This is a genomic window from Flagellatimonas centrodinii, from assembly GCF_016918765.2.
Taxonomy (GTDB): domain Bacteria; phylum Pseudomonadota; class Gammaproteobacteria; order Nevskiales; family Nevskiaceae; genus Polycyclovorans; species Polycyclovorans centrodinii.
In genome coordinates, this window is record NZ_CP092104.1 from 2,083,177 (window position 1) to 2,097,803 (window position 14,627).

Sequence of the window (14,627 nt, forward strand, 5' to 3'; positions counted from 1 at the left end):
ATGATGCCCTGGCGTATCGCCTTCATCGGGCTGGCCCTGTCGACCGGAGCCGCCGCAGCGGCGCCGCTGTCCGAACGGATGCAGTGCATTCGCGACAATTTGCCGGACCGTTGGGTGGCGCGCATGTCGGTGCAGGCCGTCGATGTGGGCGGCGGTGAGACCACGCATACCCTGGTCTACGCCGACCGGCGCCAGCCGGCGGCGCGAACGGTGGAGACCAGCGTGCAATTTCTCGCCCCCGAATCCCTGCGGGGGGTTGCGCATCTGTATCGGCAACGCGGAGACGACCGTCAGCAGTACAGCTACCTGCCGGTGATCGGCAAGGTGCGCGAAGTGACCGGGGCGGCGGTGCCGGCAGCAGTGCTGGAGGGGGTGCCGGGTCTGGCAGATCTCGAAGCGCTCTGGCGCTGGCCAGAGCGGGCGGCGATCAGTCTCGGCTCACCGGGGCAGGCTGATGGGCACGCGGTGCAGGCCGTGCGTGCCAACCGTCGGGTCGGCGAGGGTGATGCGGCCGGCTTCGAACGCTTCGAGGGGCAACTCGATCTGCGAACCTGCCTGATCACCGAGGCGCGGCTCTATGCCGTGGATGGCACCTTGCGGCAGTCGATGCGGGTGGATCGGCGTAGCCTGCAGGCCTTCGGTCCGCGCTGGTTGCCGCGGCGTATCGAACTGCTGCGCACGGCGGATGGCGGGCGTGCCGTGGTCACCCTCGATGCCATTCGGATCGACCCGCCCTTTCCCGATGCCAGCTTTGATCCCCGACGATTCCACCAGGCACCCCTGGCAGTCATGCTGACACCCCGATAAACAGCGGCGGCCGCAGGCGCGGTCCGCCGCCGGCAGCACTTCAGGTATTGGCGTCGCGCGCGGCCTTGCGGGCCTCGAACTGGCGCTTGCCCGGGAGAATGCCCATCAGCTTGCAGATGATGCCGAGCATGATTTCATCGGCGCCGCCGCCAATCGAGATCAGGCGCGAATCACGATAGGCGCGGGTGATGGTGCTGTCCCACATGAAGCCCTGACCGCCCCAGTACTGGAGCACGCCGTCGGTGACCTCGCGGGAGACGCGCCCGGCCTTGAGCTTGGCCATCGAGCAGAGCATGGCGGCGTCCTTGCCGGCGATGTAGTCCTCGGTCGCCTGGTAGACCAGCGCCTTCAGACACTCCACCTCGGTCCGCAACTCGGCCATGCGGAAGTGCACCACCTGGTTGTCGAGGATGGACTGGCCGAAGGCCTTCCGCTGCCGGGTGTAGTCGATGGTCTCGTCGATCAGATTGAACAGGCCATCAATGGTCGAGGCGGCGCCGTAGAGCCGCTCTTCCTGGAACTGCATCATCTGGTACATGAAGCCGGCGCCTTCCTGGCCGATCAGGTTGCGCTGCGGCACCCGGACCTCGTCGAAGAAGATCATGGCGGTATCCGACGCCCGCATGCCCAGCTTGTCGAGCTTGGTCTTGCGGTCAACCCCCTTGGCGTCCAGTGGCACGATCACCAGGCTCTTGTTCTGATGTGCCTTGCCCTCGCCGGTGTTCACCAGGGTGCAGGCCCAGTCGGCCTGGGTGCCGTTGGTGATCCACATCTTGGAGCCGTTGATGACGTAGTCGCCGCCCTCCTTGCGCGCGGTGGTCTTGATGCTGGCGACGTCCGACCCGGCGCCTGCCTCCGACACCGCGATCGAACAGCACATGTCGCCCGCGATCACCGGTGCCAGGTACTCCGCCCGCAGGGCTTCGGAGCCGAAGCGTGCGAGTGCCGGCGTGGCCATGTCGGTCACCACGCCCAATGCCATCGGCAGGGAACCGTTGGTGCAGTTGCCGAGGGCCTGCGCGAACATCACCTCATAGGAGTAGTCCAGTCCGAGTCCGCCATCGGCTTCCGGCTTGTTGATACCGAGCAAGCCCAGTGCGCCCATCTTCTTCAGCACCTCCTTCGCCGGCCAGATGCCGGCCTGTTCCCATTCCGGTACGTGCGGGTTGAGTTCTTCAACGACGAACTTCTTGACGGTGTTGTAGAGCGCAGTGTGCTCGTGAGTAACTATCATTACCAATGCTCCATGGATGAGCGGAAGTCAGGCACGGGTTATAGAGCCATGGCGCTTTATACGTCAATGTTGATAAAGCATCGGCTGTTAAGGAAAGAGGTCTTACCGAACTGCGGGATGCAGGGGCGGCCCGAAGCCGTCGATGCGCAAGACGAACAGGCGCGGCCAACACTTGCCGGTGACTAGCAGGAGACCTCGGCGAGCGTCCCAGGCGATGCCGTTGAGCACATGTTCGCGCTCCCGGAAGTCGGGCGGCGGTTCGAACCGGGCGCGCAGTTCCGACAGGTCGAGCCAACTTTCGACCTGCCCGCTTTGGGGGTCGATGATGGCAATGCGGTCGGTCATCCAGACGTTGGCGAACAGCTTGCCGTCGATGAACTCCAATTCGTTGAGGCGGGTCACCGGGCGGTCGCCGTCACGCACCCGAACGGCGCCGATCGGCTGCCCGGACTCAGGGTCGAGACGACGCAGAAGTTCGCTGCCGTCGCTCATGAAAAGTTGCGCGCCATCGGTCGTCAGTCCCCACCCTTCGCCGCCGATTGCGAAACTCTTTTCACGCTCGCCGTCGAGGTCGTAGACGAAGCCGACACCGGCTCTCCAGGTGAGCTGCCAGAGGCGCTCCCGGAGGACCGTTATGCCCTCCCCGAAGAACCTGTTACCGATCGGTATCGACGGTTTTACACGCGTGCCGTCTATGGTGCTGAAATGTAGCTGTGACGTGCCATATCCACCGGTCGACTCGATCAGGGTGTCGTCGTGGAGAACCAGTCCCTGGGTGAAATCGCGAACGTCATGCGGGTGGCTTTCGACAATCGAGTAGGCACGTGTCGGCGCCGCCGCCGAGGCGGTCGGCACGGGGTTCGACAGGGTCAGAATGAGGGCGATCAGAATGCGCATGGCGGGCTCGAGAATAGATCACTGTTGCTTTTTTTAAGGCGCATCAGTAGAACGTCAAGTCCATGGAACTTCTGATGCCGTTTCCATCGCACACGCGGGCGTTCCGCGATCGACGTACACGGAGGTGAGTGACATGGCGAGTACCCCTGATTTGACTGATCAGATGATGGCAGTTCCGGCGGCAGATGCCCCGGCCGCAGCACCCAAAAAAGCAGCCGCGAAGAAAAAGGTAGCCAAGAAGCCGGCGGCCAAAAAAGCAGTTGCAAAGAAGCCGGCCGCCAAGAAGGCCGCAGCGAAAAAGCCCGCAGCAAAGAAGGCAACGGCGAAGAAGCCCGCAGCAAAGAAGGCAACGGCCAAGAAGCCGGCGGCGAAGAAGGCTGCGGCCAAGAAGCCGGCGAAAAAGGCTGCCGTGAAGAAAGCGGTTGCCAAGAAGCCGGCGACGAAGAAGGCTGCGGCCAAGAAGCCGGCGAAGAAGGCTGCTGTGAAAAAGGCGGTTGCCAAGAAGCCGGCGGCGAAGAAGGCTGCGGCCAAGAAGCCCGCCAAGAAGGCTGCCGTGAAGAAGACTGCAGCCAAGAAACCAGCCGCCAAGAAGGTTGCCGCCAAAAAGCCGGCCGCCAAGAAGGCGGTGAAGAAGGTGGTCAAGAAGGTGGCCGCCAAGAAATCGGTGAAGAAGGTCGCCAAGAAGGTTGCGGCCAAGAAGCCGGCGGCCAAGAAAGCGACTGCCAAGGCGACCAAGGCCGTAAAGGCGGTGGTCAAGAAGGCCAAGTCGGCTGCCAAGGGCAAGAAGAAGTAAGCGTCTTCCGCAGTCCCCGGAGGGCGGCTACGTCCCCGGGGCTGCGGACCGTTACACTGACGCAGGTTCTTCCGACGAGTCACGTGTAACCATGATCCGCAGCATGACGGGCTACGCCCGAGTCGAACAGCAGACCCCCTTTGGCCGGATCAGCTGGGAAATGCGGTCAGTCAACCACCGCTATCTCGACATCGGCTTCAAGCTGCCTGAAGAATTCCGTTCGCTTGAGAACGACCTGCGAAATGCCGCGGGCGCCCAGTTGTCGCGCGGCAAGGTGGAGATCTCGCTGCGGTACAGCCGCGAGTCGGCCACTGCGACCGCCCTGCAACTCGACACCGAACGCCTCGCACACCTGCGCGATGCCCTCGACGCCGTCGGTGGTTTGATGGGGCCAATGGGTGTACCCGATCCGCTACGTCTGTTGGCATTCCCCGGTGTCGTCCGCGCCGAGCAAGCGGATTTCACGCCGCTGATCGCCGCCGCGCGTGAAGCGTTTGATGCCCTGTTGGTTGACTTCAGCGATACCCGCGAGCGGGAGGGTGAGCGCCTACAGCAGTTTCTGCTGGCGCGGTGTGACGAGTTGCTTGCACAGGTCACTCGGGTCCGGGACCGCTTTCCGGACGTTCGCGCGCAATGGCTGGATCGGTTGCGCGCCCGCTGTGGTGACCTCGGCGTCGACGTTGAGCCCGGACGCCTGGCCCAGGAAGTAGCACTGGCCGCCTCACGTCTTGATGTCGAAGAGGAGCTGTCGCGGTTGGAGGCGCATGTCACCGAAGTTCGCAAGATATTCAAGCGCAAGGAAGCGGTGGGGCGGCGGCTCGATTTCCTGATGCAGGAGCTCAATCGCGAAGCCAACACCTTGTCGTCGAAAAGTCAGGATGCGGACATGACCCGGTGCGGCGTCGACATGAAAGTGTTGATCGAGCAGATGCGCGAGCAAGTGCAGAACATCGAATAGGCAGCTGCCGGGTCCGGCGGCTTTTCTCTCGTGCGGGCCACCGCGGTCGGAATGTCGCTGCGCCGCCTTGACACTCGGTAGCCCGGAGCGTACCGTTCAAAAAATGACAATTGTCATTTAGTGGGATGTCAGGACCGGCCGATCAGCGTGATCCTGGCGGCGGCACGACAGCACGGGTATCGGGGTCGCGGACGAGCGTCGACAGACCCTGGACCTCACAGTGGCGGGCGGTGACACGGCATCAGACCGGGCGCCGCTCAGGAGGGACAACATGCGCAAGATTTGGGCGGGGACACGGCATTTCGGCTGGCTGTTGGTTTTGACGGCACTGGGTGTGGGTGGATGTGCCGGCGACTACAGCGGGCTCGGCGATGAGGGCCTCGGCGGTGGGCAACCGCCGCAGTCGCGGAGCATGGAGGCGCATTTTGACGAGCGCGTGGGGCCGACCTTGGCCCACTGCCGCACCTGCCATGTGCCCGGCGGCATCGCTGACGTGGAGGATGGCGACGACTTCATGCTGTCCCCCAACAGCGGACAGGACTTCGACAACCTGGTCGCCAGCTGGGAGCGGCTGGGTGGCAATAACCCGACCTCGCGCATCCTGTTGATGGCGTCCGGACAGGAGACCCCGCACAGCGGCGGCGCACCCTGGCCGGTTGGCAGCGCGGCCTACAACAACATGGAGATTCTGCTGAAGTGTCTGGCCGATCCGGCTGGCTGCAGCGATTACCTGGCGGGCGGCGTCGTCACCGGCGCGCTGTTGCCGCTGCTCGGATCGAAGCGGGCGCGGCACGTCTGGCAGACCTTCTGCGAAGGGGCGGACGGTCAATCGCCCCAAGCGGACACTGCACGGCTTCCGGTGGACCCGCGCACCCTGATTCAGCCGGGTGTGAACGCTGATCGGGCCGTTTACTACAACGCCTATTGGGAGGATTGCCACGTCAACCTGACGGATGACCAGCAGCAGCCGCGGACATGTGGCGAGTTCCGTCAGCGCCGCGATCGCGGATTCCACTTTCTGCAGGACGAACTCTCCGCCGACGGTGGCATCACCGGCATCATGACCGCCGAAGAGCACAATGCCACCTGGCAGAAGTGGGGGCTTGATGAGCGGCCCGACAATTTCGACGAGATGGTGATCCTGCGCTACGGCCTCAATCCAGCGCCGTTCGACAATCCCTACCCGCTGCCGGGCGAGGACCCCACCACCAACGACGGTGGTTCCGGGCAGCTACCGTTGGGCCTGCGGCAGATCAAGGATGAGACCGGGCAGTGGACCGGCACCATCGGACTGGGCGCCTGCTTCGCCTGCCACGGCGGCAGTATCGGTGACAACAGTGACCCGCACGCGGTCCTCGGTGTGGACAACCTCGGCCTGGGCAACAACAACTTCGACACCCTGATGTTCGCTCGCGACGGCATGCCGACGGCGGGTACCGCGCTGGCGCCGCTGCTGCCGCCGGTGGACGCGCTGACGCTGTTCAATATCGGCATCAAGCAACGCGGCCAGAACAATGCCGTTGGGGCTTTCGAACTGTTGATCACCTTGCTCGACTTCGACACCCTCGGGATCAACCCGGATCCGGTGAAAACCCTGATTGGCCCCAGTGGGGTCATCGATCAGTCTCACCCACTGGCCCATACCCAGGACACGCCGGCCTGGTGGAACTTCGGTTCGCGGTCGCGCAAGTTTTTCGACGCCGGTGTCTCGGTCGACAGTACCCGCATCATCATGGCCGCGGGCCCTGCCAGTATCGGCACCCTCATGACCCTCAGCGGCGAGCCCTACCGCGAGCGGGTCAAGGCCTATGACCTGGATGTCGCCAACTACTTCCTGTCGCTGGCATCGCCGCCATTTCCGGGGGAGATCGATACCGCGTTGGCCGAGCAGGGGGCGGTATTGTTTCATGGCATGGACCTCTGGGCCGATCCGGGCAACGCCGGCCGAGAGCGCCCGCTGGGTGGCAATGGATCCTGCGCGTCTTGCCATGGCGCCTACTCGCCACGCTACGTCAATGATCCCGCCTTCCTGCAGGACCCGATGCTCGAGGGTGTGGCGGGACATATCGTGCCGCTGGATGTGATTGGTACCGACCCGGCGCGCTCCGACATGCTCACCCCGACTCTGCGCCAGCGCTGGGCCACCACCTACTGGGGTTACAGCGACAACACCCCGGGCTGGGTGGCGCCTGGCGACAAGGACCCGGTGACCGAGTTGCTGGATGATCTGCTGCCGCGTGCCACCGACACCCTGCAGCCGCCGCTGGCGCGGCCGGTCGGCGCCTGCGAATGGGAGCAGGGCGTGATCGGCTACCAGGCACCGCCGCTGTACGGGACCTGGGCCACGGCGCCTTATTTCCACAACGGCTCGGTACCGACGCTGGATGCGGTGCTCGACTCTTCGAAGCGGGTGCCGATCTGGCAACGGCAGTTGCAGACCCTGGGGCCGGTCACCGGCTTCGACCAGAGCCTGTCACGTGCCTATGACTTCGAAGCCGTCGGCTGGAAACACACGGCGCTCGACTGCAGCGATATTCCCGGCTCGGCACCGTTCAATTGCAACCCGCTGAACGATGACGGCCCGTCTCTGGTGCAATTGGTCACCAATTTCCTCAACCAGGCGGTCGCGCTTAGCGGGATCGTACCGCTGCCGGACCTGTCACCCGAGGGCTTCGACAAGCGGCTGGTGTTCGACACCCGCATTCTCGGTAATGGCAACGGGGGGCACGACTTCAGTGACGTCTTGACCGAGGCCGAACGCAAGGCCGTCATCGAGTATCTGAAAACGTTGTAGCGGGTGGCGAACACCCCCTTTCTTTGACCGAGGTGACAATGCAGCGCAGGCCGCTGGATACCGAAATGGCGATGTTTCAGGACGCCGCCCGAAAGTTTTTTCAGACCGAGATCCGCCCTCACGGCGAGCGCTGGCGGGAGGCCGGCATCGTCGACCGCGAGGCGTATGGCAAGGCGGGGGATGCCGGCTATCTCTGCATGTGGGCCGATGAGGCCTATGGCGGCCTCGGCATCAAGGACTTCCGATACGAGCAGATCCTGATCGAGGAAAATGCGTTCCATGGCGACCCGGGATACTTCATCACCCTGCACAGTCGTCTGGTGGCCCCCTACATCGATCATTTCGGTACCGAAGCACAGAAGGCGCGCCTGCTGCCGGACCTGATCTCCGGCGCCAAGATTCTCGCCATCGCCATGACCGAACCGGATGCCGGGTCCGACCTGGCCGGCATGAAGTCGCGCGCGGTGGAGTCGGGCGATCACTGGGTGCTCAATGGCACCAAGACCTACATCTCCAACGGCATCCTCGCGGACGTTGTGATCGTCGCCGCGCGCACCGACCCCGACAAGCCGCACGGCGTCACGCTGTTCCTGCTCGAACGTGGCATGCCGGGCTTCGAGCGGGGGCGCGTGCTGAAGAAGATGGGAATGAAGTCGCAGGACACCGCCGAGCTGTTCTTCCGCGATGTGCGGGTGCCCAAGGCCAACGTATTGGGGCAGGTCAACCGCGGGTTTCAGCATCTGATGCAGGGCCTGGCCGAGGAGCGGTTGATCGCCGCCTGCGGCAATGTCGCTGCAGCCCGCGTGGCGCTCGACGTGACCCGCGAGTTCGTCCGCAACCGCAAGGTCTTCGGCAAACCGCTGTCGACCCTGCAGAACACTCGATTCAAGCTTGCGGCGCTGGATGCCGAACTGGACATCGCCCAGGTGTACGTTGACCGCTGTGTCGAGCAGCACAACCTGGGGCTGCTCGACCCGGTGGATGCCGCGCGTGCCAAGCTGTTCAGCAGTGAGCTCAACGGGCGCATGGTCGACGAGGGGGTACAGCTGCACGGCGGTGCCGGGTACATGGACGAGTACCCGATCTGCAGGCTCTACCAGGACGAACGTATTCATCGCATTCTGGCCGGGACCTCTGAAATCATGAAAGAGATCATCGCCCGGAACATTCTGGATTGAGCCGATGAGCGAGACCTCGGAACTGCTCTGCCACGTCGATGACCGGGTGGCGATCCTGCGCCTCAACCGTCCGGCGTCACTCAATGCCCTGACGCCCGGTCTGATCGGCGCGCTGCACGCGGCGCTGGATACGGCCGCCGAGGATGATGCGGTGGGCGCCATTCTGATCACCGGGGAGGGGCGCGGCTTCTGTTCCGGCGCCGATCTGACCGCCCCCGACGCGCAACCACCACGGGACGCCGCTGGCTTGCCTGATCTGGGTGCTGCGCTGGCGCAGGGCTACAACCCCCTGATCCGGCGCATGCAGTCGCTGCCGAAGCCGATCGTCGTGGCCGTAAATGGCATGGCGGCGGGCGCCGGGGCCAGCCTGGCACTGATGGCTGACCTGACCATCGCCGCGCGGTCAGCCAGTTTCCTGCAGGCTTTCGTCAACATCGGCTTGGTCCCTGACGCCGGGGGGACCTGGGTGCTGCCGCGAAGGGCGGGGCGTCAGCGGGCGATGGGGCTGGCGATGCTTGGCGACCGACTGTCGGCGGAGATGGCGCGCGACTGGGGCCTGATCTGGTCGGTGGTGGACGACGAGGTGCTGTTGACCGAAGCCGAAGCGCTGGCGCGGCGGCTTGCACATGGGCCCGGTGTGGCGCTGGCAGGTATCAAGCAGGCATTGCTGGCGGCCGACCACAATAGTCTGTCGGCACAGTTGGATCTGGAGGTCACCCTGCAGCGTGACTGTGGTCGCAGCCGCGACTTCGCGGAAGGCGTCAGCGCCTTCATGCAGAAACGTCCCGCCGCGTTCAGGGGGTGTTAGCGTGAGGGTCCGGACGGGTACATCGGACGCGGCGCGGACCCGCAAGCTGGGGTCAGTCGGTCCGGCGCACGTAGGGTTCCAGAAATCCGATCATCGCCGCCACCGCCGCATCGCGGTAGGGCGGGGTGATACGGCCATGCTCGAACCACGACCGGCGGAACACCGCGGTGCCGATATCGGCTGCAAGTGTGGTGACATCCGGCGGTGCCGCCGGCAGGTCGCGAGCCTGCGACCAGATGCCGCGGATGAAATCGCCCAGGCGTTTGTTGGTCTGTTCATGGGCGCGCAGACTGGCGTCGGATGCGCCGCCGCCGAGCAACAGCAGGCTGGCGACCGGCTGGTCGTTGTAGAACGCGGCCGCATGATCGGCGACCAGACCGATGCCGCCGCGCCAACCGACCGCATGCAGCGCGTCCAGTTGTGCGCCGAACATGGCCTCCAGTGCCGACAGATGGCGCGATGCCAGCTCTCCGAGCAGGGCATGCGGTGTCGGAAAGTAGGCGTAGACACTGCCGCGGGTGTAGCCGAGGCGCTGCGCCAGAACCGGAATCGAAAATGCCGAAAGCCCGCCGTCTCGAAGCACGCATTCGGCCTCCTCGAGGATACGTTCGAAGCGTGCTCGGGCGCGTTGCTGGGTCGGACGTCGAGCGACGTCGAAGGGGTCATGAGTGTCCGGCATGCGCGGCAGAATACCTGTATTCAGCCCGCCGGCGCCGGCGTGCCGGGAAGGTCGGCATGAACATGTGGCGAGGGTCTTCGTTGCTGATGGCGGCGCTGCTGCTGTTGCTGGTCGCAGGTGCCGCGCGGGCGGTGCGCCCCGGAGAGGCGGCGCCGGTCATCGAAGCCCCGATGGCCGACGGCACGGTGCTGTCGTTGTCGCTGCTGCGGGGGCAGGTGGTGTATGTCGACTTCTGGGCCTCATGGTGCACCCCCTGCCGTCAGGCCCTGCCGGCCCTCGACCGTCTCTTTGGCCAGTATCGCGACCAGGGGTTCTCGGTGTTGGCGGTCAATGTCGACCGCGAGCGTACCGCCGCATTGCGGATGCTGCAGCGGTTGCCGGTGCGCTACCCGGTGGTGTTCGATCCCGACGGCCACTGGCCGCAACGCTATGCCCTGCAGGGCATGCCGTCTGGCTACCTGATCGACCGTGATGGACAGGTGATCCTGGTGAAGACCGGCTACCGCGCCAAGGACCTTCCGCAGCTGGAACGGGCCATTCAACATGCATTGGAGGAAACCCGATGAATCCAACCGTCCGTATCACCCTCTCGGCCATGGTGATGATCGGCCTGGGTGGCTGCGCCGCGGTGCAGCCCTGGCAGCGCGGGGATCTGGCGCGCACCGAGATGGCGCTGGACCCTGATCCACTGCTGTCGTCCTATCGCCAGCATGTCGAGTTCAGCAAGGAGGCGGCCAGCGGTGGCGCCACGCTGGGCGGTGGCGGCTGTGGCTGTAACTGAGCGAGTGACCATGAAACGTCGACCCCCATCGCTGGGCGCCCTGACTGCGGCCGCGCTGGCGCTCCCTGGGCTGGCCGCTGCACAGACCGAGATCCAGGCGGATTATCTCTATGCACACTACCGCGAGGGCGATCTTCCGGCGGCGCGCGCCGCCAGTGGCCAGGGCAGCGACCGCTATGAAATCGATACACACCTGATCCGCCTTGCCGGCGAGCGTGACGAGCACTCGCTGACGGCCAGCCTGCTCTACGAAACCATGAGTGGGGCTTCTCCCTGGTGGGTGCAGCCCGGCGCCGATGGTCAGCCAGTCCAGGTGATGAGCGGTGCCAGCATTCGCGAGGAACGGATCGACCTCGACGCCACCCTCACCACACCGGTCCGCGGTGCTGAGCTTGGCGCCACTCTCGGCTACTCACACGAGGACGACTACGAGGCGGTCAACGGCGGCGTCGAGGCGGAATTTACCCCCGAGTCCGGGCCGCGGACCTACAGCCTCGGACTTGGCTATTCCTACGACCGGATCGACCCCACCATCGGCGCCAGCAGCGCCGACGTGATCGATGATGCAGATCGTGACAGCGTCAACGTTTATGCCGGCAGCACCTGGGTGATCAACCCGCAGACCCTGGTACAGGGTGCGCTCAGTTTCAGCCTGCAGGATGGCTATCTCTCCGACCCGTACAAGCGGGCATTTCTGACCGACATCGCCAACACCGTGCGCGATCGCCGACCCGAGAACCGCCGACAGTGGTCACTGAGCACGCGGCTGCGGCACTTCGTCCGAGCGGTCGGTGGCGCGTTTCATGTCGACTACCGATTTCACCGCGACGACTGGCGGATCGAATCGCATACCCTCGAGCTGGCCTGGCACCAGACACTGGATCCCTCGCTGCGCATCAGCCCTTCGATTCGCTGGTACAGCCAGTCCCAGGCCTATTTCTATGCGCCGTTCTACGGCAGCCTGCGCGACGATGGACTGGCGTCGTCAGACTACCGGCTGTCACCCTACGGGGCCCTGTCATTTCGCCTGGACCTGCGCAAGGTGGTTGACGACTGGCTGCTCGGCGGCGGGGTGGAGTGGTACGAGGCCTCGAAGGACTACGCGCTGGGGTCGGTGAAAGTCGAGAATCCGGGGCTGATCGACTACCTCAATGTCACCGTGCGCCTCGGGCGCCGCTTCTGAGCGGCGTGAAGGCCGCTTGCGCAAACGTCTTCCGTTTTCACCGACTGGGGGGTCCCTGCGTCCTCCATCTCCACGCCGCCGATGCGAGCGCGCGACAGGCAGCCGCCGCCGCCGACGTGGAGCTGCAGCGGATCGAGGCCAGATTCTCGCGCTACCGCCACGACAGTATCGTCAGCCAGATCAATGCCTCGGCCGGCGATCCCGCCGGCATCGCGGTGGATGACGAGACCGCTGCCTTGCTCGACTACGCCGCTGCCGCCCACCACGAAAGCGGAGGCGCCTTCGATATCACCTCCGGGGTGCTGCGCCGGGTCTGGGATTTTCGTGCCGCGCGGGTGCCCAAGCCCACCGAGGTCGAGGCGCTGTTGCCTTTGGTGGGCTGGCATCGGCTGCATTGGCAACGCCCTCGGCTGGTGCTGCCGGAGGCCGGCATGGAGGTCGATTTCGGCGGCTTCGGCAAGGAATACGCTGCCGACCGTGTCGCCGCCCTGTTGCTGGAACGCGGCATCCGCCATGGTCTGGTGGACCTGGCCGGCGATATCCGGGTGCTGGGGCCGCACCCGGACGGTCAGCCGTGGCAGATCGGACTCCAGCACCCGCGTCAGGCGGGTGCGATTGCCCGCATTGCCTTGCGTGAGGGGGCGGTGGCGTCCAGTGGCGACTATGAGCGCGGCTTCGAGGTGGACGGGCAGCGCTACTGCCACATTCTCGATCCCCGCAGTGGATGGCCGGTGCGGGGGCTGGCGGCCGTCAGCGTGGTGGCTGACCAGTGCCTGATTGCGGGCACCGCCGCCACCACCGCCATGTTGCTGGGCCCCGAGGCCGGGCGGGACTGGCTGGCGGCGCTGCAGCTGCCGCATCTGTGCGTGGCACCTTCGCTGGCCGTCCACAGCGCTCCCGCCGGGCTGTTCGCGACAACCCGGCCGTGACCGGCCGCGGCAACCGGCCGTGCATACTCCGGGCGATGCGGCGGTCGGTACTGGTCGTGTCGGATTGCGGCAGAATTCCGCCTTTGGACATGCACGTCGTCCGCCTGCATGCCGCCACCCTGGAGTTCCCTGATGGACGCTGCAACCCTATGTCTTCTGGCCACTGGCCTGTTCTTTTTGAATGGCATGCTCACCGGCGTCTGGAAGTATGTCGCCATGGCCCGGAGCGACACCGCCACCGCGCCGGTGTATGTCGACATCGCCCACCGTACCTCGCTGATGTACGCCTTCTCCGCCCTGGTGCTGCACGCCTTCGTGCCGTACTCGCCGCTGGGTCCGGTCGGGACGCTGTGGGCCGCCGGTATCCCGCTGCTGTTCTTCGCACTGGCGATCGGCACCTATGTGCTGCACGGGATCCTGCGCGACACCGACAACCAACTTCGCAAGCCGTATGTTCTCGGACGGGGCCGTGTGCCCGGCGTGTTGCTGCACGGTTTCATGTGGGCGTTGGTGCTGGGCGAGATCGGCGGTTTTGCGATTCTCTTCTGGGGGTTCCTGCAGGGCCTGTGAGCGCCGGCAGATGAACTTCTTCGACCGCGTCCTGCAACTGCACGGCATCCTGCGCGACCGGCGTCTGCCGGTGCCGCGTGAGGAGCTGCAGACGCGACTCGAGTGTTCCCGCGCCACCCTCTACCGTCTGGTCGAGAAGCTGCGCGACGAGCTGGGGGCGCCACTGCGCTACGAGAAAGGGCGTGGCTATTGCTACGACCGCGAGGCGCCGCAGTTCGATCTGCCGGGGCTGTGGTTCACCGCTGAAGAATTGACCGCGCTGCTGACCTTCGAGCAACTGCTGGAGAGCGCCGGGGCCGGCATGGTCAATGAAGCGCTGGCGCCGCTGCGCGACAAGGTACGGGCGCTGCTCGGCAATCCCGCGGCCGGCCTGCCGGACTGGAGTCGACGGCTGCGCATCCTCAGCCAGGCGGCTCGGCCGGCCGGCCCGTGTTTCGCCACGCTGGCATCGGCGTTGGCGCGACGGCTGCAAGTGACCATCGTCTACCGTGCCCGCAGCGATGGCGACACCGAAACCCGGCGCACGGTGTCGCCTCAGCGCCTCACCCGCTACCGCGACAACTGGTATCTGGATGCCTGGTGCCACTGGCGCCAGGGTCTGCGCTCGTTCTCGGTCGACCGGGTGGCGAATGCGGAGCTGCTGCCCGAAGCGGCGCGGGAGTGCAGCGATGCCGAACTGGATGCCGAGTTGGCGGCCGGCTACGGCATTTTCGCCGGCGCTGCGGTGGCTGAGGCAGTGCTGCGATTCAGTGCCGATGCGGCACGCTGGGTGTCAGCCGAACAATGGCATCCGCGCCAGCGCAGCGCCTGGGATGCGGACGGTGGCTATCGGCTGTGGCTGCCCTACAGCCAGCCCGACGAGTTGCTGCGGGACCTGCTGCGCTTTGCCGGCGAGGTGGAAGTCCTGGCGCCCCCCGCGCTGCGGGCAGCCGTTCGGGCAGCGCATGCGCGAGGGGCGGCGCAACACGCCCCCGACTGAGCCGTCTCATGGAATGAGACACCGTGCCGATAGCGTG

At 65.4% G+C, this 14,627-nt stretch carries 15 protein-coding genes; 12 read left to right on the forward strand and 3 right to left on the reverse strand.

The features are described 5' to 3' along the window. Positions 1–807, forward strand: coding sequence for an outer membrane lipoprotein-sorting protein (locus JN531_RS09720; RefSeq protein ID WP_228348677.1), 807 nt, complete (start codon positions 1–3; stop codon positions 805–807). A gap of 40 nt (positions 808–847) precedes the next feature. On the opposite strand, the gene JN531_RS09725 is transcribed toward JN531_RS09720, so the two are convergent. Together JN531_RS09725 and JN531_RS09730 are read right to left on the reverse strand one after the other, a co-directional pair. Next, positions 848–2,041, reverse strand: coding sequence for an acyl-CoA dehydrogenase family protein (locus JN531_RS09725; protein ID WP_228348678.1), 1,194 nt, complete (start codon positions 2,039–2,041; stop codon positions 848–850). Positions 2,042–2,143: 102 nt separating this feature from the next. Beyond that, entirely contained in the window at positions 2,144–2,938 is a 795-nt protein-coding gene (locus JN531_RS09730) for a glutaminyl-peptide cyclotransferase (RefSeq protein WP_228348679.1), read from the reverse strand. A 133-nt stretch (positions 2,939–3,071) separates the two neighbouring features. Between JN531_RS09730 and JN531_RS09735 the strand changes: the two genes are divergently transcribed. The 5 genes from JN531_RS09735 (at position 3,072) to JN531_RS09755 (ending at position 9,469) form a co-directional block, all read left to right on the forward strand. Next, positions 3,072–3,731 carry a hypothetical protein gene (locus tag JN531_RS09735; RefSeq protein ID WP_228348680.1) on the forward strand — a complete coding sequence of 220 codons (660 nt, stop codon included), beginning with the start codon at positions 3,072–3,074 and terminating at the stop codon, positions 3,729–3,731. A 103-nt stretch (positions 3,732–3,834) separates the two neighbouring features. Next, the gene (locus tag JN531_RS09740; protein ID WP_228348681.1) at positions 3,835–4,689 is read left to right on the forward strand and encodes a YicC/YloC family endoribonuclease; all 855 of its coding nucleotides are present in this window, start codon (positions 3,835–3,837) and stop codon (positions 4,687–4,689) included. Positions 4,690–4,960: 271 nt separating this feature from the next. Beyond that, positions 4,961–7,483 carry a putative rubber dioxygenase RoxC gene (gene roxC, locus JN531_RS09745; protein ID WP_228348682.1) on the forward strand — a complete coding sequence of 841 codons (2,523 nt, stop codon included), beginning with the start codon at positions 4,961–4,963 and terminating at the stop codon, positions 7,481–7,483. A gap of 38 nt (positions 7,484–7,521) precedes the next feature. Beyond that, entirely contained in the window at positions 7,522–8,661 is a 1,140-nt protein-coding gene (locus JN531_RS09750; RefSeq protein ID WP_228348683.1) for an acyl-CoA dehydrogenase family protein, read from the forward strand. A 4-nt stretch (positions 8,662–8,665) separates the two neighbouring features. Then, positions 8,666–9,469 carry an enoyl-CoA hydratase-related protein gene (locus JN531_RS09755; RefSeq protein ID WP_228348684.1) on the forward strand — a complete coding sequence of 268 codons (804 nt, stop codon included), beginning with the start codon at positions 8,666–8,668 and terminating at the stop codon, positions 9,467–9,469. A gap of 52 nt (positions 9,470–9,521) precedes the next feature. Here JN531_RS09755 and JN531_RS09760 read toward each other — a convergent pair whose 3' ends face one another. Continuing rightward, positions 9,522–10,148, reverse strand: coding sequence for a TetR/AcrR family transcriptional regulator (locus JN531_RS09760; protein WP_228348685.1), 627 nt, complete (start codon positions 10,146–10,148; stop codon positions 9,522–9,524). A gap of 56 nt (positions 10,149–10,204) precedes the next feature. Between JN531_RS09760 and JN531_RS09765 the strand changes: the two genes are divergently transcribed. From JN531_RS09765 to JN531_RS09790, 6 genes are all read left to right on the forward strand, one after another. Next, positions 10,205–10,714, forward strand: a complete 510-nt coding sequence (locus JN531_RS09765) for a TlpA family protein disulfide reductase (protein WP_228348686.1) — start codon at positions 10,205–10,207, stop codon at positions 10,712–10,714. After that, a complete protein-coding gene (locus JN531_RS09770; RefSeq protein WP_228348687.1) occupies positions 10,711–10,929 on the forward strand; it encodes a DUF4266 domain-containing protein in 219 nt (72 codons plus the stop codon). Before JN531_RS09765 ends, JN531_RS09770 begins: the two co-directional genes overlap by 4 nt. 10 nt (positions 10,930–10,939) lie before the next feature. After that, entirely contained in the window at positions 10,940–12,112 is a 1,173-nt protein-coding gene (locus JN531_RS09775; protein ID WP_228348688.1) for a DUF3570 domain-containing protein, read from the forward strand. A gap of 5 nt (positions 12,113–12,117) precedes the next feature. Next, on the forward strand, positions 12,118–13,041 hold the full coding sequence (locus JN531_RS09780) for an FAD:protein FMN transferase (RefSeq protein WP_228348689.1): 924 nt from the start codon (positions 12,118–12,120) through the stop codon (positions 13,039–13,041). 132 nt (positions 13,042–13,173) lie between these two features. Then, positions 13,174–13,611, forward strand: coding sequence for a hypothetical protein (locus JN531_RS09785; protein WP_228348690.1), 438 nt, complete (start codon positions 13,174–13,176; stop codon positions 13,609–13,611). A 10-nt stretch (positions 13,612–13,621) separates the two neighbouring features. Then, positions 13,622–14,590: a helix-turn-helix transcriptional regulator gene (locus tag JN531_RS09790; protein WP_228348691.1), complete on the forward strand. Its 969-nt coding sequence runs from the start codon at positions 13,622–13,624 to the stop codon at positions 14,588–14,590. Positions 14,591–14,627: the final 37 nt, after the last annotated feature.

Bases quoted from the DNA above. Each gene is read 5' to 3' on its own strand.
- JN531_RS09720 (WP_228348677.1), top strand. From the start codon at position 1: ATGATGCCCTGGCGTATCGCCTTCATCGGGCTGGCCCTGTCGACCGGA.
- JN531_RS09725 (WP_228348678.1), bottom strand. From the start codon at position 2,041: ATGATAGTTACTCACGAGCACACTGCGCTCTACAACACCGTCAAGAAG.
- JN531_RS09730 (WP_228348679.1), bottom strand. From the start codon at position 2,938: ATGCGCATTCTGATCGCCCTCATTCTGACCCTGTCGAACCCCGTGCCG.
- JN531_RS09735 (WP_228348680.1), top strand. From the start codon at position 3,072: ATGGCGAGTACCCCTGATTTGACTGATCAGATGATGGCAGTTCCGGCG.
- JN531_RS09740 (WP_228348681.1), top strand. From the start codon at position 3,835: ATGACGGGCTACGCCCGAGTCGAACAGCAGACCCCCTTTGGCCGGATC.
- roxC (WP_228348682.1), top strand. From the start codon at position 4,961: ATGCGCAAGATTTGGGCGGGGACACGGCATTTCGGCTGGCTGTTGGTT.
- JN531_RS09750 (WP_228348683.1), top strand. From the start codon at position 7,522: ATGCAGCGCAGGCCGCTGGATACCGAAATGGCGATGTTTCAGGACGCC.
- JN531_RS09755 (WP_228348684.1), top strand. From the start codon at position 8,666: ATGAGCGAGACCTCGGAACTGCTCTGCCACGTCGATGACCGGGTGGCG.
- JN531_RS09760 (WP_228348685.1), bottom strand. From the start codon at position 10,148: ATGCCGGACACTCATGACCCCTTCGACGTCGCTCGACGTCCGACCCAG.
- JN531_RS09765 (WP_228348686.1), top strand. From the start codon at position 10,205: ATGAACATGTGGCGAGGGTCTTCGTTGCTGATGGCGGCGCTGCTGCTG.
- JN531_RS09770 (WP_228348687.1), top strand. From the start codon at position 10,711: ATGAATCCAACCGTCCGTATCACCCTCTCGGCCATGGTGATGATCGGC.
- JN531_RS09775 (WP_228348688.1), top strand. From the start codon at position 10,940: ATGAAACGTCGACCCCCATCGCTGGGCGCCCTGACTGCGGCCGCGCTG.
- JN531_RS09785 (WP_228348690.1), top strand. From the start codon at position 13,174: ATGGACGCTGCAACCCTATGTCTTCTGGCCACTGGCCTGTTCTTTTTG.
- JN531_RS09790 (WP_228348691.1), top strand. From the start codon at position 13,622: ATGAACTTCTTCGACCGCGTCCTGCAACTGCACGGCATCCTGCGCGAC.